The following is a 22674-nucleotide window of genomic DNA, read 5'->3' as shown; positions in this document are numbered from 1 at the left end:
ATGATCGAGTCTTCAGAGGGCCTGCCCTGCGACGTGGACGAGTTGTTCGCGGATCCGGGGCGTCTCGTCTCCGCCGAACCCGAGCGGGTCCTGGGGCTGTTGGACCGGGCGCGCGGTTCGCGCGCCCGGTTCGTGGCTGCGGTGTACCGGTCTTCCGCGGACGTGCACCGGCACCACGACGCCGCCCGCCGCCGCCAGGCACTGGCTCTGGACGCGGCCCGGCTGGGTGACCTCGACGTGGCCGCGTGGCTTGCCGCTGCCGAGGTGGCCGGGGAACCCCCCGCGCAGTGGACGGTGGACTGGACCGGCGGCTCTCCGGCGGACCATCGGCTGCTGCGCTCCCTGACCGGTCACGACGGCCCGGTCATGGCCGTGGCGACGGCGGAGGTCGACGGCCGGCCCGTCGCCGTCACGGGCAGCCGGGACAAGACCGTGCGCATGTGGGACCTGGCCACGGGCCGCCCACTCCACGAGCCGGTGACCGGCCGCACCGACCCGGTGTCGTCCGCGACGGCAGAAGTCGTATCCGTGGCCACGGCGGTGGTCGACGGCTGGCACCCCGTGGCCGTCACGCTGAACACCGACACGTCGGTGCTCCTGTTCGACCTGGCGACCGGCCGTCAGGCCGGGGAGTTCGTCCGCGTGCTGGAGAGCACGACGGTGGACGGTCGCAGCACCGTTCTCACGATCGGGGTGGACCGGACCGCGTGCCTGTGGGACACGGCAACGGGCCGCCAGGTCGGCGCATTCGCGCACGTGACGGCCACGGCGGTGCTGGACGGGCGCCGCGTGGTGCTCACTGCCGCATCGGACGGGGCGATCCGTGCGTGGGACGTGGCCACCGGCCGCCAGGTGGGGGAGTCCCGGGACGTGGTGGGCGCCGCATCGCTCGACGGGCGCTCTCTCGCACTCACCGAGGGGGCGGACCGGACGCCACGGCTGTGGGACCTGACCACCGGCGCCCCTGTCGACGACCCCCGGACCGCGCCTGCGGACCTGGAGGGTCCGGACGCAGAGGACATACCGTACGTCTCCGCGGTGACGGTGCTGGACGGGCGGGTGGTCGCCGTCACGGTCGACACCGGAGAGGAGACGTTCCTCGAGGACGTGACGACCGGTCACAGGATCGGCGCAGCCACGCGCGGGGCGGAGACCGCCGTGATCGGAGACCGGCGCGTCGCGCTCGTCGCCGGTGCCGACGGGACCCTGCGCATCTGGGACCTGGCCACCGGCCCTCGACGGGCGGACGGCGTACGTGTCGTGGAGACCCTCGTGCCGGGCGGACGGCCCCTCGCGCCCGCCGTCGGGGCCGACCGGGAAGCACGCGTCTGGGAGCTGATCACCGGCCATCGCGACAGCCGGTCGCACCTGGGCAGCAGCACCGGCCCGGCTGGCCCGACCGGTGCCGCGCAGAGCGTGGTGCTCGACGGGCAACCGGTCACCCTCACCGCTGAGGACGACGGCCTGGTACGGGTACGGGACGCGTCCACCGGGCAGCCCGTGGGCGGGCCGCTCGAGGGCCACACCGATCGCGTCTGGGCCGTGGCCGTCGCGAACACCGATCAGCGCACTCTCGCCGTCACCGCCGGCCTCGACCGGACGGTACGGGTGTGGGACATGACGACCCGGCAGCAGGAGGGGGCGCCGCTCGGCGGCCACACGGGCCAGGTCTGGGACGTGGCCACCGCGGTCGTGGACGGGCGACCCGTGGCCGTCACCGCGGGCGCGGACCACACGGTGAAGACCTGGGACCTCACCGGCACCCTGCAGGCCGGCCGACCCGTGGCGGGGGACACCGGTCCGGTCCTGGCGGTCGCCACCGCTGTGCTCGAAGGACGGCCCGTCACCGTGACGGCGGGCGCCGACCAGGCAGTGCGGGCCTGGGACCCGGCCACCGGGCGGCAGGCCGCCCCGGCCCTGACGGGCTTCGAAGGCGAAGTGTCCACGCTGGCCACCGCAGTGGTGGACGGCCGGGTCGTCGTCGTCACCGCGTCGCCGGACGCCAGGGTGCACGTCCGGGACTTGCGGGACGGCCGGTACCTCCATCAGCCTTTCCCCAGCCACCACGGCAGGGTGCTGGCCCTGGACACCGCCGTGCTCGACGGCCGGCCCGTCGCCGTCACCGCAGGCTCCGACCGGACCGTGGGCATCTGGGACCTCGCCACCGGCCGCCAGGTCGGCGAACCCCTCGTCGGTCACACCAGCAGGATCCTGGCCGTGGCCACCACCGAGCTGGCGGGACGGCCCGTCGCGGTCACGGGGAGCTGGGACCGGACGGTCCGCGTGTGGGACCTCGCCACCGGACAGCAGATCGGCGAGCCCCTGACCGGACACACCGACTGGGTGACCGCGGTGGCGACCGCAGTGGTGGACGGGCAGCCCGCCGCGGTCACCCGAAGCCGGGACGACACCGTGCGCCTGTGGGACCTGGCCGCAGGGCGGCAGATCGGCAGCGCGCCGGCACGCCACACGGGCTCGGGCCGGGCCCTGGCCGTCACCGGTATCGCAGGGCGGACCGTGGTGGCCGTCGGCCAGGAGCGGGCGGTGCAGTTCTGGGATCCCGCGACCGGCTGCGAGGCGGAGACCGAGTACGTGCTCCCACTGCAGCTCGGAGCGCTCGCCGCCGCGCCGGGCGGAGCGCTGCTGGTTGCGTTCGGTCCGCAGGCCGCGCTGCTCAGCCGGCGGACGGCGCACCCCGGGCACCCTGCCGGCGCGCTGCGGGAGGAAAATCCCCCGGCCCGCGCCCGGCCACTGGACTAGCATCGGCCGGTGCACGCCGAACCCCGCCCCTGGTCCCCGTACCCGAAGATCCCCGCCGGCCGTCGGCTGGGCGAGACCGGCGGGCGGGAGTGGGTCGCCCAGGAGAAGATCCACGGTGCCAACTTCGCCGTCGTCTGCGACGCCGCCGGCCTGCGCCCGGCCAAACGCCGTGAACTCCTCGCGGACGGCGGCCTGGACGACTTCTTCGGCGTCGGCGGGATCTGGCCGGCGCTGGCGGTCGCCGCGAGCCGCTGCGCCGCGCTGCTGCGGGAGCGGTACGGGGCTGCGGCCTCGGCCGCGGTGACCGTCTACGGTGAACTCGCGGGCGGCCGCTATCCGCACCCCGACACACCCCCGGTGCCGGGAGCCGAGCCCGTGCAGACCGGTGTCTGGTACGCACCGCAGCTGCTGTGGCTGCCGTTCGACGCGACCGTCGCCACCGACGACGGTTTGTGCTGGGTCTCCGACCAGGCGCTGCGGGCCGCGGCGGACGCGGCCGGTCTGCACTGCGCACCCCTGCTGGCACGGGGCACCCTGGCCCGGGTCGGGCAGCTGCCGGTGGTCTTCCCGACCCGGCTGCCCGCGCTCCTGGGGCTGCCCGCCCTGCCGGACAACCTCGCCGAGGGCATCGTCGTCAAACCCGCCGGGGAGTCATGGACGGCCGCTCCGCCGATGGCCAAGCTCAAGCAGCCCGCCTTCGCCGAGGACGAGCGCTTCGCCGGGTCCCGCCCCTACCGGGCGCCGGCCGAGGGCGCGGCCGGAGTCCCGGGCTGGCTGCTGGCCCACGCCACCGGACTGCTCACACCGGCCCGGGCCGCGTCGGCGGTGAGCAAGCTGGGGCCCCGTACCCCGAAGCGGGAGGTGGCCGCCGAAATCGCCCGGGACGCCGCGGACGAGACCGAAGAGGCACTGGGCGGGCTGGACCGCGCCATGCGGCTCGCGCTGGAGGGCGCCCTGCACGCCGGAGCCCTGTCCCTGACCCGCTTCGACGCGGCCGACCGCCGTACCGGATCCGCACGGTGACACGCGCCGGAACCGGCGCAGCGCGGGGTGCTCTTCGCCTCACTCCCCGAAAGCGCCGTGCCGCCCCGCACCGGAGGCGAACCGGCCCGCCCCCGCCCGGGTCTCGCCCGCGGCCAGCGGCACCAGACCGTGCCGGTACTCTCCCGCCAGCGCCTCCGATTCGCCCAGCCCGTGCTGTTCCAGGACGGACAACCGGTCATGGCGCAGGCACAGTTGGGGAAACGCGGCGATCTCGCGGGCCAGCGCCTCCGCGGCCTGCCGGGACTGCCCCACGGGCACCACACGGTTGGCGAGCCCGATCCCGTGCGCCTCGGCGGCGGTGACCGGACGTCCCGTCAGGATCAGGTCCATGGCGCGGCTCTCGCCGATCAGGCGGGGCAGCCGTACCGTACCGCCGTCGATCAGCGGCACGCCCCAGCGGCGGCAGAACACCCCGAAGACCGCGTCCTCCTCCGCCACCCGCAGATCGCACCAGAGCGCCAGCTCCAGGCCTCCGGCCACCGCGTGTCCCGCAACGGCTGCGATCACCGGCTTGCCCAGCCGCATTCGGGTCGGCCCCATGGGCCCGTCCCCCGCGGCGAGCACCTGATTGCCGCGCTCGGTGCCGATGGCCTTGAGGTCGGCGCCCGCGCAGAAGGTCCCGCCCTCGCCCCACAGCACGGCGACGGCCGCGTCCTCGTCGGCGTCGAACCGGCGGAAGGCATCGGCGAGCTGCGCCGCCGTCGGACCGTCCACGGCGTTGCGGACCCCCGGCCTGCTCAGGATCACCGTGAACACGGGGCCGTCCCGCTCCACCCGTACCGAGGCCTGCTCGTCCACCATGCCGCACCCTCCCGCTCGCCGGCCTCCATTGTGCGGGAGGGCGGCTCCCGCGGGCGGTGTGATGTCCGATGCGGGGTTCGCGCCGAAGGGCTTCAGCCCCGGCCGGTGAACTCCCAGGCCTGGATGTCGCGGTAGTGGATCGGCCCGGGGCCGCGGCCTATGTTGCTGCCGACCAGGTGGAGCCGTTCGGCCTGCCACGGGCGGCCCGTGAACCCGGTGAGCGCGGCGGCGACCTCCACCGTGCTGGAGGGATCGCTGCGGCGGGAGCGGGCCAGAGTGAGGTGCGGGCGCAGCGGCCGGTCTTCGAAGGCGATCCCGCATTCCCTGACGACGGTACGCACCTGTGCGGTGAGCAGGTGCAGACCGTCGAGCTCCCCGTCGATCCCGCTCCAGAGCACCCGGTGGTCGAAGTGCCCGCTGCCGCGCAGCGCCAGCTCCAGGGGCCGGTGCGCTGCGGCCAGGGCGGCGAGCGGCGGCTTCAGCAGCGGGACCGCGGCTACCGGGAGTTCACCGAGGAAGGCCAGCGTGATGTGCCAGTCCTCGATGCGGTTCCACCGCATGCCCGGGTAGGCGTGGTAGGCGGGCCGCAGTTCCCGGGCCAGTTCCTCCTTGGCGTCGTCGGGCGGGGCGAGGGCGATGAACACACGGACGGTTGCGGGCTGGATCTCTTCGTTCACGAGGGACTTCGTACCGCACCCCGGAGGATCCCGTCATCTTCCGCCCTCCGTCCACATGGACCCCTCGGCTCGACACGGCGCTGACAGCGGGAGACCCGGCAAGGGGGGAGGTCCGGGTCTCCCGCTGTCCGTCAGGGGTGTCTCACCCGTGCATGGGCTCGTCCGGTCCGGGGGAGTCCGCACCTGGCTACGTGGTGCCCGTCATGTTGGCGAACACGACCACATTGCTGTTGTAGTAGTGCTTCTTCGGGTCGAATTCGCCGCCGCAGGTGACCAGGCGAAGGCCTGCGTGGTCGAGGTTCTTGTAGACCTCGAGCGTCGGGAACTCCGCCTTCGGGTACTCGGCGACCCGCTCCACCGTGAACGTGGCCGTCTTGTTGTCCCGCCGGGTCACCTTGATCGTGTCACCGGCCTTCATCGTCTTCAGCTTCTCGAACACGGCCGCCGAGCCGTTCCACGTGACGTGGCCGGCGATCACGGCGGGCCCCTGGGAGCCGGGTGTCGGCCCCGGCTCGTACCAGCCCGCGAGACCGGGGTCCTTGGGGGTCTGCATCGTCCCGTCCGCGTTCTGCCGCAGCGTCTCCAAGGAGCTCGAGACGCCGAGGGACGGGATGGAGATGCTCTGCGGCTCCGACCGGGCGAGGGCGGGCTTGGCCTGAGCCGCACCCGCACCGTTCTGCGCCCCGCCCTCCGGCGCCGCGTGGTGGCCGCCGGGGGATGCCTGCCCGGTGGGAGCGCCCGCGGCGCTGCCGCTCACCGGCGCCCCGCCCTGCGGGGCCTGACCCTGAGGGGAGGCGGGCGCCGCCGGATCCTGGCCCCCGCACCCCGCGAGGAACAGCGTGGCGAGGGCGGCGGCGGCCAAGGCGCTCGCGGTCCGGCGGCGGCCCGGCCGTACGGCGGATGCGGCGGGTGCGCGCACCACGGCCGGTGCGGAGCTCTGGCCGGCCTTCACGCGGCGGCCGCCGTGGTCTGGGTACGCACGCGGCCCGAGGCGGCCCGCCTCCGCGCGACGAACAACGCACCGGCCGCGGCACCCGCCACCGCCGCGGAGACGGCGAGCGCCGCCCCGGTGGCCAGCGTCGCCGGCGCGGACGCGCTCTGCGCAGCGCCGCCGCCGGTCTCGACGCCGCCGACCGGGATCGAACCCACGGACGCGCCCATCACCATGCCGCAGTTGGTGGGAGCCGTGGCTTCCTGGGGCAGCTTCGGGTCGAGCTCGCTCTTGCCGGCCCCTTCGAAGTCGTACTTGCCGTTCTTGTTGCGGTCGATGCCGTGCTGCACGATGTGCAGGTCCTTGATGTGGTCGACCACGGCCTGCGAGACGGCGATGGTCCGCTTGTAGGAGACCTTGCCCTGCTTGTTCGCGACGGGCATGCGCTCCACGGCGAGTCCGCTGGCCGCCTGGGTGTCGCCGGACGTGGTGAGCGAGATGTTGATGTCGCCGTAGTCGACGGTGGCCTCGGTGTTGCTGAGGATCCCGTCGCCGTTGGTGTCGTCACTGGCGTCCGGGCACTGGAAGTCGTGCCCGTTGGTCGAGCCGTGCAAGTGCTGGGCCGACGGCGACCCGGGCACCATGCCCTCGGACTCGATCTGCACGGTCAGCTGATTGCCCTTGATGCTGAGCATGGCCGTACCCCGCGAACCGGAGTTGTTGAGCTGCGCCAGATCGATCTGGTACGCCTTCCCGCTTTCCGCGAGAGCCGGGCCGGAAAGCCCTACGGTCAGGAACACGGCGGCGGCGGGCACGGCGGCGAGCACCACGAGGCGACCAGTGCGCTTGGCTATCACATTCGCTCCTGTTCCGCGGTTCCCGTCGTGGGAATCGCAGATCGTACGGGTTTGCGTGAACCCCCGGGGAGGGTCTCGCCAGTACTTCGGAGCGCCGACGCCCTTGGATTGGAACTTCTTCGAGAAACTTTTCGGTGGCCCACTGGCGCCGCCCTGACCAGCGAAAACCTCGAGGAACTCAGGCGCACACCGTCGCCGCGCCCACCGTCCCGGCCGGGCCCGGGTCGCAGCGGACCGGCGGACCCTGGCCCGGGACCGTGCAGTTTCGCGCCAACTCTCCTCCATTTCAGGCGGGTTGTGGCTGTGTGGACCTATGTTCCATGGGGTTCACCGGTTCGCCCCAGGAGGTCAGATTGCAGAACAGGCGACGCTTCCTCGCCTCTTTCCGCGCGATACGCCGTTCCCACCTGCTCATCGCCCTCGGCCTCGGCTCGCTGCTGGTCGGTCTGATGCCGTGGCTCGGGGTCGCGGGCCCGGCAGCGGCCGGCCGCGCCCCGATACCCCGACCCGCACCCGTTCCGTTCGACCAGCAGACGGCGAAGCAGTCACCGCACCACGGCATCGCGCCGGCGAACGCCATGGAACCCACAGCTCCGCTCCTCGACCGGAGCGGCTGGACGGCCACGGCCGGCGACGAGGAGACCGGCGGCGAGAACGGCCGCGCGGCCAACGTGCTCGACGGCAACGACAGCACCATCTGGCACAGCAAGTGGGCCGGCACCCCCGCCCCCCTGCCGCACGGCATCACCATCGACATGCACCGCACGGCCGTGGTCTCCGCCCTCCTCTACCGCCCCCGAGCGGACGGGGCCAACGGGCGCGTCGGCGAGTACAGCATCAGTGTCAGTACGGACGGACAGGCCTGGGCGAGCCCGGTCGCCTCGGGCACGCTGGCCGACGACGGCAGCACCAAGACGCTCGGGTTCGCCCCGCAGGGGGCCCGGTTCGTACGGCTGACCGCGCTCACCGAAGCCGGCGGCCGCGGGCCCTGGACCTCCGCCGCCGAGATCAATCTGCTGGGCGACCCCGGCACCCCCGCAGCCACCGTCGACCTGTCCCGGACGGGCTGGACGGCCACGGCCGGCGACGAGGAGACCGGCGGCGAGGACGGCCGCGCGGCCAATGTGCTCGACGGCAACGACAGCACCATCTGGCACAGCAAGTGGGCCGGCACCCCCGCCCCCCTGCCGCACAGCATCACCATCGACATGCACCGCACGACGGCCGTCTCCGCCCTCGTCTACCACCCCCGCCCGGACGGACCCAACGGCCGGGCAGGCGCGTACACCGTCACCACCAGCACCGACGGCACGTCCTTCGCCGCACCGGTCGCCGCGGGCACCTGGCGCGACGACGACACCGTCAAGACCGCCACCTTCACCCGCACCGAGACCGCCCGCTTCATCCGTCTGACCGTGACCACCGAGGCCGGCGGGCGCGGCCCGTGGACCTCGGCCGGTGAGATACGCCTGAGCGGACCGGCCAGCCCGGCCGCCCACGGAGTCTGGGACCGGATCACCGGCTTCCCGCTGGTGCCCGTGGCCACCGCCGCCCTGCCCGGCGACAAGCTGCTCGCCTGGTCCGCGTACGCCGTCGACCGCTTCGGCGGCAGCAACGGCTACACCCAGACCGCGATCCTGGACCTGAAGACCGGCAAGGTCACGCAGCGCCGCATCGACAACACCGGCCACGACATGTTCTGTCCCGGCATCGCCATGCTGGCCGACGGCCGGGTGCTGGTCACCGGCGGCAGCAACGCGGAGAAGGCGAGCATCTACGACCCGGGCAGCGACACCTGGTCCGCCACCACCAGCATGAACATCGCCCGCGGCTACCAGGCCATGACGCTGCTCTCCACCGGCGAGGCCTTCGTGCTCGGCGGATCCTGGAGCGGAGCCGCGGGCGACAAGGCCGGTGAGGCCTGGTCGCCGGACACCCGTACGTGGCGCAGGCTCCCCGGGGTCTCGGCCGTCCCGGCGCTGACCGCCGACCCCGCCGGACCGTACCGGGCCGACAACCACATGTGGCTGTACGCCACTTCGGGCGGCAAGGTACTCCAGCTGGGCCCGAGCAGGCAGATGAACTGGATCTCGACCAGCGGCCAGGGCGCCATCACGCCCGCCGGCACCCGGGCCGACAGCCAGGACGCCATGACCGGCAACGCCGTCGCGTACGACATCGGCAAACTGCTCACCCTGGGCGGCTCGCCCGCCTACGAGGAGACCCCGGCCACCCGGCGCGCCTACACCGTCAGCATCTCGGGCGGCCAGCAGGTGCAGGCCGCCCGCACGGGCGACATGGAGCACGCCCGCGCCTTCAGCAACAGCGTCGTCCTGCCCGACGGCAAGGTGGCCGTCTTCGGCGGACAGGCCTATCCGGTGCCCTTCAGCGACGCGACCTCGGTGCTGGCCCCGGAGCTCTGGGACCCGTCGACCGGCAGCTTCACCCCGCTCGCCACCATGGCCGTCCCGCGCAACTACCACAGCGTGGCCAACCTGTTGCCGGACGGGCGGATCTTCTCCGGGGGCGGGGGCCTGTGCGGGGACTGCGCCACCAACCACGCCGACGGCGCCGTCTTCACGCCGCCGTACCTGCTCAACGCCGACGGATCGCCGAAGCCGCGTCCCGTCATCACCGCGGGCGTCCCGCCCAGGGCGGCCCCCGGCACGTCGCTCACGGTGAGCACCCAGGGCCCGGTGGCGTCCTTCGTCCTGATGCGGGCCGCGGCCGCGACCCACTCCACCGACAACGACCAGCGGCGGGTCCCCCTCGCGTCCACGGCCGCGGGAGCCGGCGCGTACACGGTGGCCATCCCTGCCGACACCGGTGTGGTCCTGCCGGGGAACTACATGCTCTTCGCCCTCGACTCCCAGGGGGTGCCGAGCGTCGCGAAGTTCGTCACCGTCTCCTGACCCCGCGTGCGGTGTCCGGTCTTAGAGCCGGCCGGACACCGCCTCCGGTACCCCTCCGGTCCGTGAGATCGTCCGATAAATTGGCGCACCGGACGGTCCGTTCACCACGGGTCGGCGAACGGCCATGGGGACGGGGGAGCCGGTGGAGTCTTTGCGGCCCGGCGATCAGCCGGAGATCGGCGGGTACCGCCTGCTGGCGCGGCTCGGCGAGGGAGGAATGGGCGAGGTGTTCCTGGCCCGGACGCCGTCCGGCCGGCCGCTGGCCCTCAAGACCGTGCACCGGGAGCTGAGTCTGGAACCGGACTTCGCCGAACGGTTCGCCCGGGAGATACGCACCAACGACCGTGTGCGCAGTGCGTGGACGGTCTCGGTGGTGGACTTCAGCCCGCCCGGCGTGTCGCCGCAGTGGCTGGCGACGGAGTACATCGCCGCGCCGTCGCTGGGCGACTGGGTGCACCGGCACGGGCCGCTGGCGGCGCCGGCCGTGTGGTGCCTGGCCCGGGAGCTGTCCTGCGCGCTCGTCGCGGTACGGGCGGCGGGGGTCGTCCACCGCGACATCAAGCCGGCGAACGTACTGCTCGGCCCGGAGCGGCCCTTCCTGATCGACTTCGGCATCGCCCGCGCCGTACGCGACCCGCGCCACACGCAGACGGGCGCGGTCATCGGCACGCCCGGCTTCCTCGCGCCGGAGCAGGCGACCGGCGCCGTGGCCGGGGCGCCGGCCGACGTGTTCTCCCTCGCCGCGGTCCTCGTGTACGCGGCGACGGGCCGCAGCCCTTTCCTGGCGGGCGGGGAGGAGCTGCAGCTGCCGGGCCTCCTGTACCGGATCGTCCACGACGAGCCGCTCCTCGACGGCGTACCCGAGGCGCTCCTGCCGCTGGTGAGGGAGTGCCTGGCCAAGGACCCCGACCGGCGCCCGACCGCCGAGGACGTACGGGCCCGGCTCGGCGCCGCAGAGGAGGAGGACTGGAGCAGGGCGGTACCACCGGCCCTCGTCGCCGACGTCGGCCGCCGGGAGGCCGAACTCACGCGTCTCCTGACCGTGCCGCAGCCCCCTGCCCACGCCCCTGTGGGGCCCGGTGCTCCGCCGGTTCCGCCGCAGTCGCCGGCCCTGTCCCCTGCCGCCCAGCCGGCGCCGCCGGCCACGGCTCCGGGCACTCCGCTCTCGTCCCGTCGGCCCCTGGTGATCGGCGCGGCCGCCGGCGCCGCCGCACTCGCGGTGGCCGTCACGCTCGCGATCGGGCTTCCCGGGGGCGACGGCGACGGTGGCAAGGCCGCACCCCCCACCGCCTCGCAGACACCGTCCGTACCGCCGTCCTCCGCAGCGGCGTTGCCGGCGTCGTGGGTCGGCACGTGGTCCGGCGTCGGGCCCGGCACGCCGGACGCGGACGGCATCACCCGGGCGCGGACGGGTGAGTTCGCGGTCACCGTCACGCTGCAGGCCGGAGCTGCGGGCGAGATCGTGGGCCGGCAGGTCAGCGACGTCAAGGAGACTTCCAGCGGGCGCAACCTGGGGTGCACGGAAGCCCTGGAGCTGCGGCAGATCAAGGGGAACACCGCGGTCCTGGCGGCAGCGACCAGCCATCCGACCGACCGTGCGGCCTCCTTCGACTGCCCCCGCGGCAATCTCTACGTGCTGACCCTGGAGGAACCGGACCGCCTGACGCTCCAGTCGGAAGGCGCACAGTCGGCCGGAGCCCCCGCCGCCCTGACCCGCAACCACTGACCCCGCGGGCCCGAGGGGCGTCGTACCTGCCCCCACCCGGCCGGAGCCGGAGCCGGAGCCGGAACCGGTAGCCCACCGGGTGGTGACCGGGCGGGCTCCCCGGCGTGGCTGCTTGTCCCGATGCGGACGCCGGGCGTGTCATGTGTGGGGTCCGTGCCATGAGCCTGGCCCCGTGAACGGCCGGCCGCGTGAGGGAACCATGGTGAAACTTCCTGCGCGCCGTTCCGTGCTCGCGGCCGGGGCCGGCGGAACGTTCGCGGCCGCATCCGCGGCCTTCCTGCTGCGACGCGGACCGGGGGCGCCGGGACCGGAGCCGTCCGCCACCCCGCCCGCGATCCCGCCGGCTCCGTCCGCCTCCGGGGGCGGCTCGCTGCGCACCGACCTGACCTTGCGCAGCCGCCTGCTCGGCCGGGACGTCCCGTACAGCCTCTACCTCCCCGCCGGGGTGAGCCCCCCGCCCCGGAGCGGCGGGCCCGACGGCGGGATCCCGGCCCTCTTCCTGCTGCACGGAGCGAGCGGGAAGCACACCGACTGGGTCGTCAAGGGCGGCATCGTGCCGACCCTGGAACGGGCCGTCGCGGCCGGCCGCATCCCGGCGTGCGCCCTCGTCATGCCCGACGCCCGGCGCGACCCCGGCGTGCCCGGGGGAGGGCAGGACGAGACGTTCTACATCAACGACGCCGGATCCGGCGGCGCGGCCCTGCGCTACGAGGACATGTTCATCGAGGAGTTCGTCCCGGCCGTGGAACAGGCCCACGGGGTGGGCGGCCGGGCGGAGAAGCGGGCCGTCGCCGGGCTTTCCATGGGCGGCTACGGCGCGCTGATGTACGCCCTGCGGTACCCGGGCCGGTTCGGCGCCGCCGCCGGCCTGAGCACGGCACACTTCACCGACGAGGGCTACCGCGCGATGCCGATGGCGGAGTGGAACCGCTTCTTCGGCCATGCCTTCGGCCGGGACCTGGCCGGATCGGCGCGGCTGACGGACCGCGCCCGGGAGTACGACCTGGCCGACATCATCCGGCGCACCACCCCCGACCGGCTCCGGAGCACCCGCTACCACCTCGGCTGCGGGACCGAGGACACCAACTACCTGCCGGGGACCCAAGACCTGCGCACGGCGTTCGCGGCCCGCGGCGTGGACGCCGAGGTGGTCCTGCAACCGGGCGGCCACGGGTGGCCGTACTGGACCGTCGCGGCGGAGCCGATGCTGGACTTCCTCGGCCGCCGGCTCGGCTGAGGGCGCCTTCACCGAGCAGTGACAGCGAGCCGACCCGACACCGCGGCGGGCTCAGCTGTTGACGAAGGTGAGGCTGGTCGCGTCGTAGCGGGTGCCCGCGATCTCCGAGGGCGGGGCTGCGGCCTCGATGGCCGCGAGGTCCTCCGGGGACAGCTCGACGGCCAGGGCCGCGAGGTTCTCCTCCAGGTACTTCCGGCGCCGCGTGCCCGGGATCGGCACCACGTCGTCCCCCCGGTGCTGCACCCAGGCCAGGGCGAGCTGGCCGGCGGTGACCCCCTTCGCCTCGGCCAGCTCGTTCAGCTTCGCGACGATCGCCAGGTTCCGTTCGAGGTTGCCGTCGGCGAAGCGCGGCTGAGTGCGCCGCACGTCGTTCTCGGCCAGCCCCTCGACCGAGCTGTACCGGCCGGTCAGGAACCCGCGCCCGAGCGGCGAGAACGGGACCAGGCCGATGCCGAGCTCGCGGCAGACCGGGGCGATCTCCGCCTCCAGGTCGCGGGTCCACAGCGACCACTCGCTCTGCAGCGCGGCGATCGGGTGGACCGCGTGCGCCCGGCGGATGGTGCCCGCCCCGGCCTCGGACAGCCCGAGGTGACGGACCTTGCCGGCCTGCACCAGCTCGGCCATGGCGCCGACGGTCTCCTCGATCGGCACCTGCGGATCGACCCGGTGCTGGTAGTAGAGGTCGATGTGGTCGACCCCGAGCCGGCGCAGCGACGCCTCGCACGCCTGCCGTACGTACGCGGCGTCACCGCGGACCAGGGTCGGCTCGCCGAGGCGGTTGGCGAAGCCGAACTTCGTGGCCAGCACCACCTCGTCGCGGCGCTCGGCGACGGCCCGTCCGATCAGCTCCTCGTTGTGCCCGGCACCGTAGAAGTCGGCGGTGTCCAGAAAGGTGACCCCGAGGTCGAGGGCATGGTGCAGGGTCGCGATCGACTGGGCGTCGTCCGAGGCGCCGTAGCCGTGGCTCATGCCCATGCAGCCCAGGCCTTGCGCAGGAACAGCCAGGCTGCCCAGGTGCCGGGTGGGGACATCGCTCATGGTGCTGCCTCCTGATGTCGGAATCATCTGCCCGGGACGCTAGGTGTTGGAGTGCACTCCATGTCAACCGACAGCCCAGGGCCCCGCGCTGCCGCGGTTTTGTATCCGGGGCGTATCAGTCAGCGCTTGGTTGCCCGTCGAAACGGCGCGCGGGCCCTGAGGACGGACGGCCCACATAGCTGCGAACGGCCCCGGATCCACCCTCTGCGCGATCCCCGCCACCCCGTCTGACCTGCGCGTCTTCGGACGGAGGAGGTTCCCGGGCGGGCGATGCGTGTCAGTCGTGCGACGCGGTGGCCGCGCCCGGTGCCTGCCGTATCGTTCCTTTCAGGTCGCCGGCCGTGCGTGAGCGCACCCGGGACCGCGCCCCCGAGCCCCACCCGGCCCGCCCGAACAGGAGTCGTCCCCCGTGTCCTCGCCCACCCCGGCTCCGGCCCCTGCACGCCCCGTTCGCGTGTTGCTGGTGGAGGACGACGAGCTGATGCGCCGGTCCTTCGCCGTCGCCCTCGAGCGCTACGGCTACGAGGTGAAGGCGGCGGCTGACGGGCTCACGGGGCTGGAACTCTTCCGCGACGACAGCTTCGACCTGCTCATCCTCGACGTGATGCTGCCCGGCCTGGACGGGATCGGCCTGTGCCGCAGAGTCCGGGAAACCAGCCTGGTGCCGATCTTGATGATGTCCGCTCGCGGCGACGGGCTCGACGTCGTCGCCGGCCTGGAGGCCGGCGCGGACGACTACGTGGTCAAGCCCGTGGACACCTACGTACTCGTGGCGCGCATCCGCTCGCTGCTGCGCCGGGCGACCTACGCGCCTGCCGCCGGAACCGGGCCCGCCGCGGCCGAGGAGACACCGTCCTGCGAGGGGGACCGGCTGGTCTTCGGGGACCTGGCCATCGACACCGGCGGCCTGGAAGTGTCCGTCTCCGGAAGCCCGGTGGCGCTGACCCCGACCGAGCTGAAGCTGCTGCTGGAGTTCGCCGCCCACCCAGGCGTCGTACTGGAGCGGCACACCCTGCTGCGCAACGTCTGGGAGTACGGCTGGGACGGCGACAGCCGCGTCGTGGACCTGTGCGTGCAGCGTCTGCGCAGGAAACTGGGCCGGGACCGGATCGAGACGGTCCGCGGCTTCGGCTACAAGTTCAGGCGCTGAGCCGGATGGGCCCCTTCCACCGGCTGCGGCCGGCCCGCGTGTCCCTGCGCCGGAAGATCGCCGCGCTGGCCGCCGCCACCGCCTGCCTGGTCGCGGCGGCGGTGGGCGTGCTGGTCCACCTGTGGACCGCGAGCGACATCCGCGGCCGGGCCGAACGGGATGCGTTCAACACCGTCTACTCGGCCATGGACACCTACCGGCGTACCGGAACGCTGGCGGACGGTGCCGAACTCGACCCCGCCGACCTGCCCGACGCCCTGCGCCACCCGGCCGACGGCAACCGGCGCACGGCCTACGACGGATACGTCGACGGCAATCTGGGCCCGAGCGTCTGGGGCGCCCAGCGGGTCGCCGGACCGGGCAGCCCGGTGCTGGCCGTCCGGTTCAACATGAACTCGGACCTCCACGGGCTGCGCCGGCTCGACGCGAGCATGGCGGTGGCCTCCCTGGTCTCGCTCGCGGCGGCCGTACCCCTGGCGGTCTACGGGGCCGGGCTGCTCGGCCGCCGGCTCCGGCGGGTCTCCGAGACGGCGGTCCGGATCTCCGCCGGTGACCTCGATGCCCGTACCGGACCGATCAAGGGCGGCGACGAGGTGGCCGACATCGCCGCCACCGTCGACCACATGGCCGACAGCCTCGGCCGACGGCTGCGTGCCGAGCGCCAGTTCACCGCGGACGTGGCCCACGAACTGCGCACCCCCGTCGGAGGCCTGCTGGCCGCCACCGACCTGCTGCCGCCCGGTGAGACCGAGGACCTGCTCCGGGGCCGCGTACGGGACCTGCGCGGCCTGGTCGAGGACCTGCTGGAGATCTCCCGGCTCGACGCGGGCGCGGAACAGCCGGTCCGCGCCCGTGTCCCGCTCGGCGCCGTCGTGCGCGAGGCCGTGGCCCGGACCGGACTCGATGCGCAGGTCATCGTCGCCGACGTGCCGGCGGCAGGGCCCGCCGAGCCGGTGGAGACCGACCCGCGCCGCCTCGAACGGATCGTCGGCAACCTCGTCGTCAACGCGCACCGGCACGGCGCGACCCCAGTCGAAGTCACCGTCGAGGGCCACACGGTCGTCGTACGCGACCACGGACCGGGCTTCCCCCCGGACCTGCTGAGCGACGGTCCGCGCCGGTTCCACACGGGAGCGGCGGAGCGCGGCTCGGGCCACGGCCTGGGTCTGACCATCGCCCTGGGCCAGGCCCGGGTCCTCGGCGCCGAGCTGCGCCTGGCCAACGCCCCGGACGGCGGCGCCGTCGCCACGTTGCGCCTGCCGGCCTGACCACCCCCGCCCGGAGCCCCGTCCCGCCCCACCCCGCCCCCGTACAGAACCGATACGAAGCGACGCGGACGCCGATACACGGCCGCCCCGGCACCGATACACGCCCCGGACACCCTTCGAAGTGCACCCATTGGCACCCGAAGAGGAGTCCCCCGTGACCGCCGCACCGTTCGACGCCCTCGCGCCGTATCCGACGACCGCCGGGATCGCGGCCGCCACCCATGACCTGTCGAAGGTCTACGGCAGCGGCGACACCCGCGTCGTCGCCCTGGACCAGGTCAGCCTCGCCTTCCGGGAGGGCGAGTTCACCGCGATCATGGGCCCCTCCGGCTGCGGCAAGTCCACCTTGATGCACTGCGCCGCCGGGCTCGACTCGGTCAGCTCCGGTTCCGTCCGCATCGGCACCACCGAACTGAGCACGCTGAACGACCGGCAGCTCACCGAGCTGCGCCGCGACCGGGTCGGCTTCATCTTCCAGGCGTTCAACCTGCTGCCGACGCTGACCGCGCTGGAGAACATCACGCTGCCGCTGACCATCGCCGGACGCCGCCCCGACCGGCAGTGGCTGGACCGCGTGGTGTCCATGGTCGGCCTCTCCCAGCGCCTCGGCCACCGGCCCGGGCAGTTGTCGGGCGGGCAGCAGCAGCGCGTCGCCGTGGCCCGGGCGCTGGTCTCCCGCCCCGCGATCATCTTCGGCGACGAGCCCACCGGCAACCTCGACTCCCGCGCCGGGGCAGAGGTCCTCGGCTTCCTGCGCGACTCGGTGCGCGAGCTCGGCCAGACCGTGGTCATGGTCACCCACGACCCCGTCGCCGCCGGATACGCCGACCGCGTGGTCTTCCTCTCCGACGGCCGTCTGGAGGACGAGATGACCCGCCCCACCCCGGACCGCGTCCTGGACCGGATGAAGGCGTTCGACGCGCGCTCCCGCACCAGCTGACCCGGCCTCACCCCGACACCTGCGTCACACGTTCCCGTACCCCACGTCCCCGAAAGCTGCCCATGCTGAGAACAGCCCTGCGCAACGTCCTGGCGTACAAGGCCCGTCTGGTCATGACCGTTCTCGCGGTCTGCCTGGGTGTCGCGTTCGTCTGCGGCACCCTCGTCTTCGCCGAGTCCTCCGCCGCCGCCTACCGCGCCGCTGCATCGAAGAACTTCGCGGACATCGCATTCACCGTCACCCCGAAGGACTCCCCGCCCGGGGCCGCGGACGACGAGCCCGGGGCACTCGACGACGCGCTCGTCCGGAAGCTGGCCGATGTGCCCGGTGTCGCCGCCGCGCGGCCCGCAGCCGACGGCTCGGCAACCCTGAACGGCGCGGACGGCGCTCCGCTGCGCGCCGGCAAGGCGTGGGCGAACCTGGCCGGCGCCTACGTACCGGGCAAGGACGGCACGGACGGCCGCCATCCGCTGGTCAAGGGCCACGCCCCCCGGAACGGCGACGAGATCGCCGTGGACAGCGGCACCGCCGCCGCAGGCGGGTTCGGCATCGGCGACACGGTCACGCTGGCCACCGACGGCCCGGTCATGAAGAAGCGGCTGGTGGGAATCGTCACCACCCGCGACACGCGGGTGACCGCGGGCGGCACCCTCGCCCTGTTCGACAGGGCGACCGCCCAGCAGCTGTTCGCCTCCCCGGGCCGGTACACCTCGATCGACCTGTCCGCAGCGCCCGGCACCGACCGGTCCACGCTCTCCGAGCGGGTCACCGCCGTGCTCCCGGCCGACCGGGCCGAGGCCGTCAGCGCCGCCGCCCAGGCCGCCCAGCAGGCCACGTACCTCGACACGCTGACCCGGGGCCACCAGAAGATGCCGATGGTCTTCGCCGGGGTCTCGCTGTTCATCGGCTCGTTCCTCATCGTCAACACCTTCACCATGCTCGTCTCCCGGCGCACCCGGGAGATCGCACTGCTGCGGGCGATCGGCTCCTCGCGCCGCCAAGTGGTGCGCTCCATCCTCTGGGAGGCCGTCCTGGTCGGCCTCGCCGCGTCGGCGGCAGGCTTCCTGCTCGGCCTCGGCATCGCCTCCGTACTGCCCGCCGTCCTGAGCACCTCGCAGGACACGCTGCCCCGCGGCCCCCTGGTGATCGGTCCGCTCCCCGTCGTGGCGGCGCTCGGCGTGGGCGTGGGGGTCACGGTGCTCGCCGCGTGGCTGCCGTCCCGCAGGGCGGCGGGGGTCGCGCCCATCGAGGCGCTGCGCTCGGCGCAGCAGCCGCCCACCGCCACCGCGTCCCGGGTCCGCGGTGCGGTGGGGCTGGTCCTGCTCGCCGTCGGCGCCGGACTGCTCCTGTCGCTCATGGGGGCGAAGGACGCCTCGGTGGAGAACCTGCAGAACGCGATGTTCGGCTGCGCCCTCGTCGTCGTCGCCATGATCGTGCTGGCGCCGCTTCTCGCCGCCCCCGTGATCCGGCTGAGCGGACGACTGACCGGCCGCTTCGGGATCACCGGCCACCTCGCCCGCGAGAACGCGCTGCGCGACCCGCGGCGCACCGCCGCCACCGCCTCCGCCCTGATGATCAGTACGGCGCTGGTCGCCGGGCTGGCCGTCATCGGCAACTCCAGCGGACAGGCCCTCGACCGGCAGGCCGCAGCCGGCCTCGGCGCCGACTACGTGATCGGCAGCCGCACCACCATGACCTCCATCGACCCGGCCGCCGAGAAGCGGGTGGCCGACACCCGCGGGGTGAAGACGGCCGCCGCCGTCGCGGACTCCGTCGTGTTCACCGCAGGCGGCGGTGTCCAGGCGATCGCCGGGGTCGACCCCGGCACCGTGAACGCCGTCATGAAGCTCGAGTTCCTCAGCGGGTCACTGAAGGACCTCGGACCGGGCCGGATCGCCGTCTCCGGCACCACCGCCCGCGAACAGCACCTGAGCACCGGCAGCCGGCTCGACGCCCGCATCGGCCGCAGCCAGGAGCCCGGGCAGTACACCGTCGTCGGCGTCTACGAGGACAACCCCACCGCCGGGGAGGTACTGGGCGACCGCGCCGAGGTGCAGCAGCACAGCTTCAAGTCCGGCACCATCCAGCGGATCCTCGTCCGCACCGACGCCGGCGCGGTCTCCGAGGCCACCGAGGACCGGCTGCGCGCCGCCGTGGGCAACAGCCCGCTGGTGCAGGTGAAGGACCGGAAGGAACTCGTCCGGGAGGCCGCCGGTTCCCTGGGCAACCTGCTGACCCTGATGTACGGGCTGCTCGCCATCGGCGCCGTGATCTCCGCACTCGGCATCGTCAACACCCTGGCCATGTCGGTCTCGGAACGCACCCGCGAGATCGGGGTACTGCGCGCCATCGGCATGGACCGCAGCGGCATCCGGCGGATGATCCGCCTGGAGTCGGTGACCGTCGCCGCCTTCGGCACGGTGCTGGGCCTGGCAGGCGGGCTGTTCGGAGCCTGGACGGTCGGCGCCCTGGCCAACGGCGCGATGACGCAGTACTCCCTGGCCCTGCCCTGGGGGACGCTGCTCCTCGTCTGCCTGCTGTCCCTCACGATCGGCGTGATCGCGGCAGCCGCCCCGGCCCGCCGGGCAGCCGCCATGAGCCCGCTGGAGGCCGTCGCGGAGATGTGACGCAGCACGTACCCGGGGCCGAGCCCACAGGCTCGGCCCCGGATCCGGCCGGCGGCGGCTTCCCGCGGACCGCCGGGAAGGCCTCAGGCGTCGTCTCAGGCGTCGGCCGGGTGGCGCGGCTCGCGGCGCATCGCCCACAGGGTCGGTCCGCCGCCCGGGAGTCGGAACTCGCCGAGCACCGTGAAGCCGAAGTGCTCGTAGACGGGGAGGTTGGACGCCTTGGAGGACTCCAGGTACGTCGGCAGGCCGGCCGCATCGGCCTTGGCGAGGCCCGAGCGCAGGAGCGCGGCTCCGTGTCCCTGACCCTGTGCGGCCGGGTCTGCGCCGACCACGGCCAGGTACCAGTGCGGCTCCTGGGGTCCTTGCCCGGAGGCCGCGGCCACGGCCTCGCGGAAGAGCGGAGCCCGGTCGCCCAGGATCTCCTCGAGCTGCCGGATGGTCTCCGCGTCGGGAACGGCCTTGTCCTGGGCGCCCGGCGGCACCCAGAAGGCCGCCGCCGCCCCGGTGCGTTCGCAGACGCCGTGCCGGCCGTACTGCCGGGTGAAGATCGTGCTGAAGTAGCGGCCCAGCCCCGCCTCGCGTGTGGCGTCGTCGGGGAAGAACCAGCGCATCATCGGGTCGTCGTCGAAGGCGCGGGCCAAGGTGAGGCCGATCGGTGAAGCGTCGTCGATCGATGCCGTCTTGGGAGTGTTTGTTATCGACATACCGGCCATTCTGCACCCGATGATCTTCGTCGGTCCGGGCGGGCCCCGACTTCGGCCGGGGCCCTGGCGGCGAACGACCGGGAGGGCGGGGAGCGGAGCCGCCGATGCCGGGAGCGGTCAGGGGATCATCACGCAGTGGTTCTCGATCACCCTGCCACTGCGGTCCAGGCCACCGCAGACGGCCAGCCGCGGGTACGCCCTGAACTCCCGGTTGATGACGAACCGTGCCCGCGACACACCGGCCCTGCTCCCCCGGTAGTCGCCCACGAAGGCGCGCAGCGTCCCCGGCAGTCCGTCCCTGGTGGTGACGGTGATGTCCTGGACGTAGTCGCGCCCCTGATACGCGGTGGCCACGCAGATGTAGGTCCCGCACGTGGACTTGACCTCGGCGCTCGCCGGCGCCGCGGTCACCAACGCCGAAGCGCAGGCTGCGGCGAGAGCCGCTGCGACCGTGGCCAATCGGCGGCGCGTGGTCGTCACCGACCGGTCCTTCTTCTGGCGTGCGTACATCGGGGGATCCCCTCCAAGCTGCGACGGCCGACTGCAAGACGTGTCCACGGTGTCACGTTCAGTGCCGCGCGTGCATGCGGCGCTGCCGATCGGTGCGGCATGGGGGGCGGATTTTCACACGGCCTCTACAGGCCGACCCCGGCGTTCACGCGCCGACAGGTGGTCGGAGTCCGGGCGGTCTATTCAAAAGTTGAACTGCCGTCAGGGAGCCAATCATGCTGAAAAGGCGTAGTAATAGCTGGATTGTGAGGATGCGGAGCGTGATGGCAACGTTGCCATCTCGTTAATAGTTCACTTCTTGACGGTGGTGTCGGTGCCGAGTTGACTGCGTCTACCTCGGCCGCAAGTACAGGGCCTCGTCAGGGAGGTTTACGTCGTGAACACATATCTGGGTCGAGCCGCCGTTGCAGTCGCCGCCTCCGCGATCACCGTCTCGCTCACTGCCTGCGGCAGCACGGATGAGGACGCCGGTGCGAGACCCGGGGCCTCGGCCACCGGTGACGCGATCAAGGTCGGTCTGCTGCTTCCCGAGGACCAGACGGCGCGCTACGAGAAGTTCGACAAGCCGCTGATCGAGAAGGAAGTCGCCAAATTCACGCGAGGCAAGGGCAAAGTGGTTTATGCCAACGCCAAGCAGGACGCGGCCACCCAGAACTCCCAGGTCGAAGCGATGATCGCCGAAAAGGTGCACGTCCTCGTCATCGACGCGGTGGACGCCAAGGCCATCGCCGGGTCGGTCAAGAAGGCCAAGGACGCCGGCATTCCGGTCATCGCCTACGACCGTCTGGCGGAAGGCCCGATCGACGCCTACACCTCCTTCGACAACGAAGACGTCGGCAAGGTCCAGGGCAAGGCGCTGCTGGAGGCGCTGGGCGACAAGGCCAAGGACGGCCAGATCGTCATGATGAACGGCTCGGTCACCGACCCGAACGCCAAACTCTTCAAGTCCGGTGCGCACTCCGTCCTCGACGGCAAGGTGAATGTCGGCAAGGAGTACGACACCGTCGACTGGAAGCCGGAGAACGCCAACACGAACATGGCGGCCGCGCTCACGGCGCTGGGCAAGGGGAAGATCGTCGGCGTCTACTCCGCCAACGACGGCATGGCCGGCGGCATCATCATCGCCCTCAAGAACGCCGGAATCTCCAACCTGCCCCCGGTCACGGGCCAGGACGCCGAGCTGGCCGGTGTGCAGCGGATCGTCGCGGGCGAGCAGTACATGACCGTCTACAAGCGGTACGCGCCGGAGGCCGCCGCCGCCGCGGAGATGGCCGTCGCCCTCGCCAAGGGCGAGAAGATCGACGGAATCATCAACCAGATCGTCGACAGCCCGACCACCAAGGGCGTGCCCTCGGTCCTCGTCCCGGGCGTCGCGCTGACCAGGAGCAATGTGAAGTCCACCGTGGTCGACGACGGCGTCTACACGGTCGACGAGATCTGCACCGGGAGGTTCAGGCCCGCGTGTGAAGAGATCGGCCTGAAGTAGCAGGAC

At 73.0% G+C, this 22674-nt stretch carries 17 protein-coding genes; 10 read left to right on the top strand and 7 right to left on the bottom strand.

Going from position 1 to position 22674, the window contains the following annotated elements:
- Positions 1-2760, top strand: coding sequence for a WD40 repeat domain-containing protein (locus ACFYXK_RS10445; protein ID WP_389410740.1), 2760 nt, complete (start codon positions 1-3; stop codon positions 2758-2760).
- A 9-nt stretch (positions 2761-2769) separates the two neighbouring features.
- Positions 2770-3783 (top strand): RNA ligase family protein, encoded by a 1014-nt coding sequence (locus ACFYXK_RS10440; protein ID WP_389410739.1) that lies wholly within the window; start codon positions 2770-2772, stop codon positions 3781-3783.
- Positions 3784-3822: 39 nt separating this feature from the next.
- On the opposite strand, the gene ACFYXK_RS10435 is transcribed toward ACFYXK_RS10440, so the two are convergent.
- From ACFYXK_RS10435 to ACFYXK_RS10420, 4 genes are all read right to left on the bottom strand, one after another.
- A complete protein-coding gene (locus tag ACFYXK_RS10435; RefSeq protein WP_389410738.1) occupies positions 3823-4605 on the bottom strand; it encodes a crotonase/enoyl-CoA hydratase family protein in 783 nt (260 codons plus the stop codon).
- Positions 4606-4697: 92 nt separating this feature from the next.
- A complete protein-coding gene (thpR, locus tag ACFYXK_RS10430; protein ID WP_389410737.1) occupies positions 4698-5282 on the bottom strand; it encodes an RNA 2',3'-cyclic phosphodiesterase in 585 nt (194 codons plus the stop codon).
- A 187-nt stretch (positions 5283-5469) separates the two neighbouring features.
- A complete protein-coding gene (locus ACFYXK_RS10425) occupies positions 5470-6234 on the bottom strand; it encodes a class F sortase (protein WP_389410736.1) in 765 nt (254 codons plus the stop codon).
- A complete protein-coding gene (locus ACFYXK_RS10420) occupies positions 6231-7070 on the bottom strand; it encodes a hypothetical protein (protein WP_389410735.1) in 840 nt (279 codons plus the stop codon). Before ACFYXK_RS10420 ends, ACFYXK_RS10425 begins: the two co-directional genes overlap by 4 nt.
- Positions 7071-7423: 353 nt before the next feature.
- Between ACFYXK_RS10420 and ACFYXK_RS10415 the strand changes: the two genes are divergently transcribed.
- From ACFYXK_RS10415 to ACFYXK_RS10405, 3 genes are all read left to right on the top strand, one after another.
- A complete protein-coding gene (locus tag ACFYXK_RS10415; protein WP_389410734.1) occupies positions 7424-9982 on the top strand; it encodes a discoidin domain-containing protein in 2559 nt (852 codons plus the stop codon).
- 142 nt (positions 9983-10124) lie between these two features.
- Positions 10125-11708: a serine/threonine-protein kinase gene (locus ACFYXK_RS10410; protein ID WP_389410733.1), complete on the top strand. Its 1584-nt coding sequence runs from the start codon at positions 10125-10127 to the stop codon at positions 11706-11708.
- A gap of 199 nt (positions 11709-11907) precedes the next feature.
- On the top strand, positions 11908-12945 hold the full coding sequence (locus ACFYXK_RS10405; protein ID WP_389410732.1) for an alpha/beta hydrolase: 1038 nt from the start codon (positions 11908-11910) through the stop codon (positions 12943-12945).
- A 51-nt stretch (positions 12946-12996) separates the two neighbouring features.
- On the opposite strand, the gene ACFYXK_RS10400 is transcribed toward ACFYXK_RS10405, so the two are convergent.
- Positions 12997-13983, bottom strand: a complete 987-nt coding sequence (locus ACFYXK_RS10400; protein ID WP_389410731.1) for an aldo/keto reductase — start codon at positions 13981-13983, stop codon at positions 12997-12999.
- A gap of 481 nt (positions 13984-14464) precedes the next feature.
- On the opposite strand from ACFYXK_RS10400, the gene cseB reads away from it, so the two are divergent.
- The 4 genes from cseB (at position 14465) to ACFYXK_RS10380 (ending at position 19968) form a co-directional block, all read left to right on the top strand.
- Positions 14465-15133, top strand: coding sequence for a two-component system response regulator CseB (gene cseB / locus ACFYXK_RS10395; RefSeq protein WP_389410951.1), 669 nt, complete (start codon positions 14465-14467; stop codon positions 15131-15133).
- Between the two features lie 5 nt (positions 15134-15138).
- Positions 15139-16401: a sensor histidine kinase gene (locus ACFYXK_RS10390; protein ID WP_389410730.1), complete on the top strand. Its 1263-nt coding sequence runs from the start codon at positions 15139-15141 to the stop codon at positions 16399-16401.
- A gap of 205 nt (positions 16402-16606) precedes the next feature.
- On the top strand, positions 16607-17341 hold the full coding sequence (locus tag ACFYXK_RS10385; RefSeq protein ID WP_389410950.1) for an ABC transporter ATP-binding protein: 735 nt from the start codon (positions 16607-16609) through the stop codon (positions 17339-17341).
- Positions 17342-17403: 62 nt separating this feature from the next.
- Positions 17404-19968 (top strand): ABC transporter permease, encoded by a 2565-nt coding sequence (locus ACFYXK_RS10380; protein ID WP_389410729.1) that lies wholly within the window; start codon positions 17404-17406, stop codon positions 19966-19968.
- 95 nt (positions 19969-20063) lie between these two features.
- Here ACFYXK_RS10380 and ACFYXK_RS10375 read toward each other — a convergent pair whose 3' ends face one another.
- Complete coding sequence (locus ACFYXK_RS10375; protein ID WP_389410728.1) at positions 20064-20681, bottom strand: GNAT family N-acetyltransferase; 618 nt, start codon at positions 20679-20681, stop codon at positions 20064-20066.
- A gap of 108 nt (positions 20682-20789) precedes the next feature.
- Complete coding sequence (locus tag ACFYXK_RS10370; RefSeq protein WP_389410727.1) at positions 20790-21182, bottom strand: hypothetical protein; 393 nt, start codon at positions 21180-21182, stop codon at positions 20790-20792.
- Between the two features lie 376 nt (positions 21183-21558).
- On the opposite strand from ACFYXK_RS10370, the gene ACFYXK_RS10365 reads away from it, so the two are divergent.
- A complete protein-coding gene (locus tag ACFYXK_RS10365) occupies positions 21559-22668 on the top strand; it encodes a sugar ABC transporter substrate-binding protein (RefSeq protein WP_389410726.1) in 1110 nt (369 codons plus the stop codon).
- Positions 22669-22674: the final 6 nt, after the last annotated feature.

It is taken from the genome of Streptomyces sp. NPDC002209, assembly GCF_042890265.1.
Classification (GTDB): domain Bacteria; phylum Actinomycetota; class Actinomycetes; order Streptomycetales; family Streptomycetaceae; genus Streptomyces.
This window is presented reverse-complemented; position numbering and strand designations above follow the sequence as displayed.

Bases quoted from the DNA above. Each gene is read 5' to 3' on its own strand.
- ACFYXK_RS10390 (WP_389410730.1), top strand. From the start codon at position 15,139: ATGGGCCCCTTCCACCGGCTGCGGCCGGCCCGCGTGTCCCTGCGCCGG.
- ACFYXK_RS10375 (WP_389410728.1), bottom strand. From the start codon at position 20,681: ATGGCCGGTATGTCGATAACAAACACTCCCAAGACGGCATCGATCGAC.
- ACFYXK_RS10435 (WP_389410738.1), bottom strand. From the start codon at position 4,605: ATGGTGGACGAGCAGGCCTCGGTACGGGTGGAGCGGGACGGCCCCGTG.
- ACFYXK_RS10405 (WP_389410732.1), top strand. From the start codon at position 11,908: ATGGTGAAACTTCCTGCGCGCCGTTCCGTGCTCGCGGCCGGGGCCGGC.
- ACFYXK_RS10380 (WP_389410729.1), top strand. From the start codon at position 17,404: ATGCTGAGAACAGCCCTGCGCAACGTCCTGGCGTACAAGGCCCGTCTG.
- ACFYXK_RS10445 (WP_389410740.1), top strand. From the start codon at position 1: ATGATCGAGTCTTCAGAGGGCCTGCCCTGCGACGTGGACGAGTTGTTC.
- cseB (WP_389410951.1), top strand. From the start codon at position 14,465: ATGCGCCGGTCCTTCGCCGTCGCCCTCGAGCGCTACGGCTACGAGGTG.
- ACFYXK_RS10370 (WP_389410727.1), bottom strand. From the start codon at position 21,182: ATGTACGCACGCCAGAAGAAGGACCGGTCGGTGACGACCACGCGCCGC.
- ACFYXK_RS10400 (WP_389410731.1), bottom strand. From the start codon at position 13,983: ATGAGCGATGTCCCCACCCGGCACCTGGGCAGCCTGGCTGTTCCTGCG.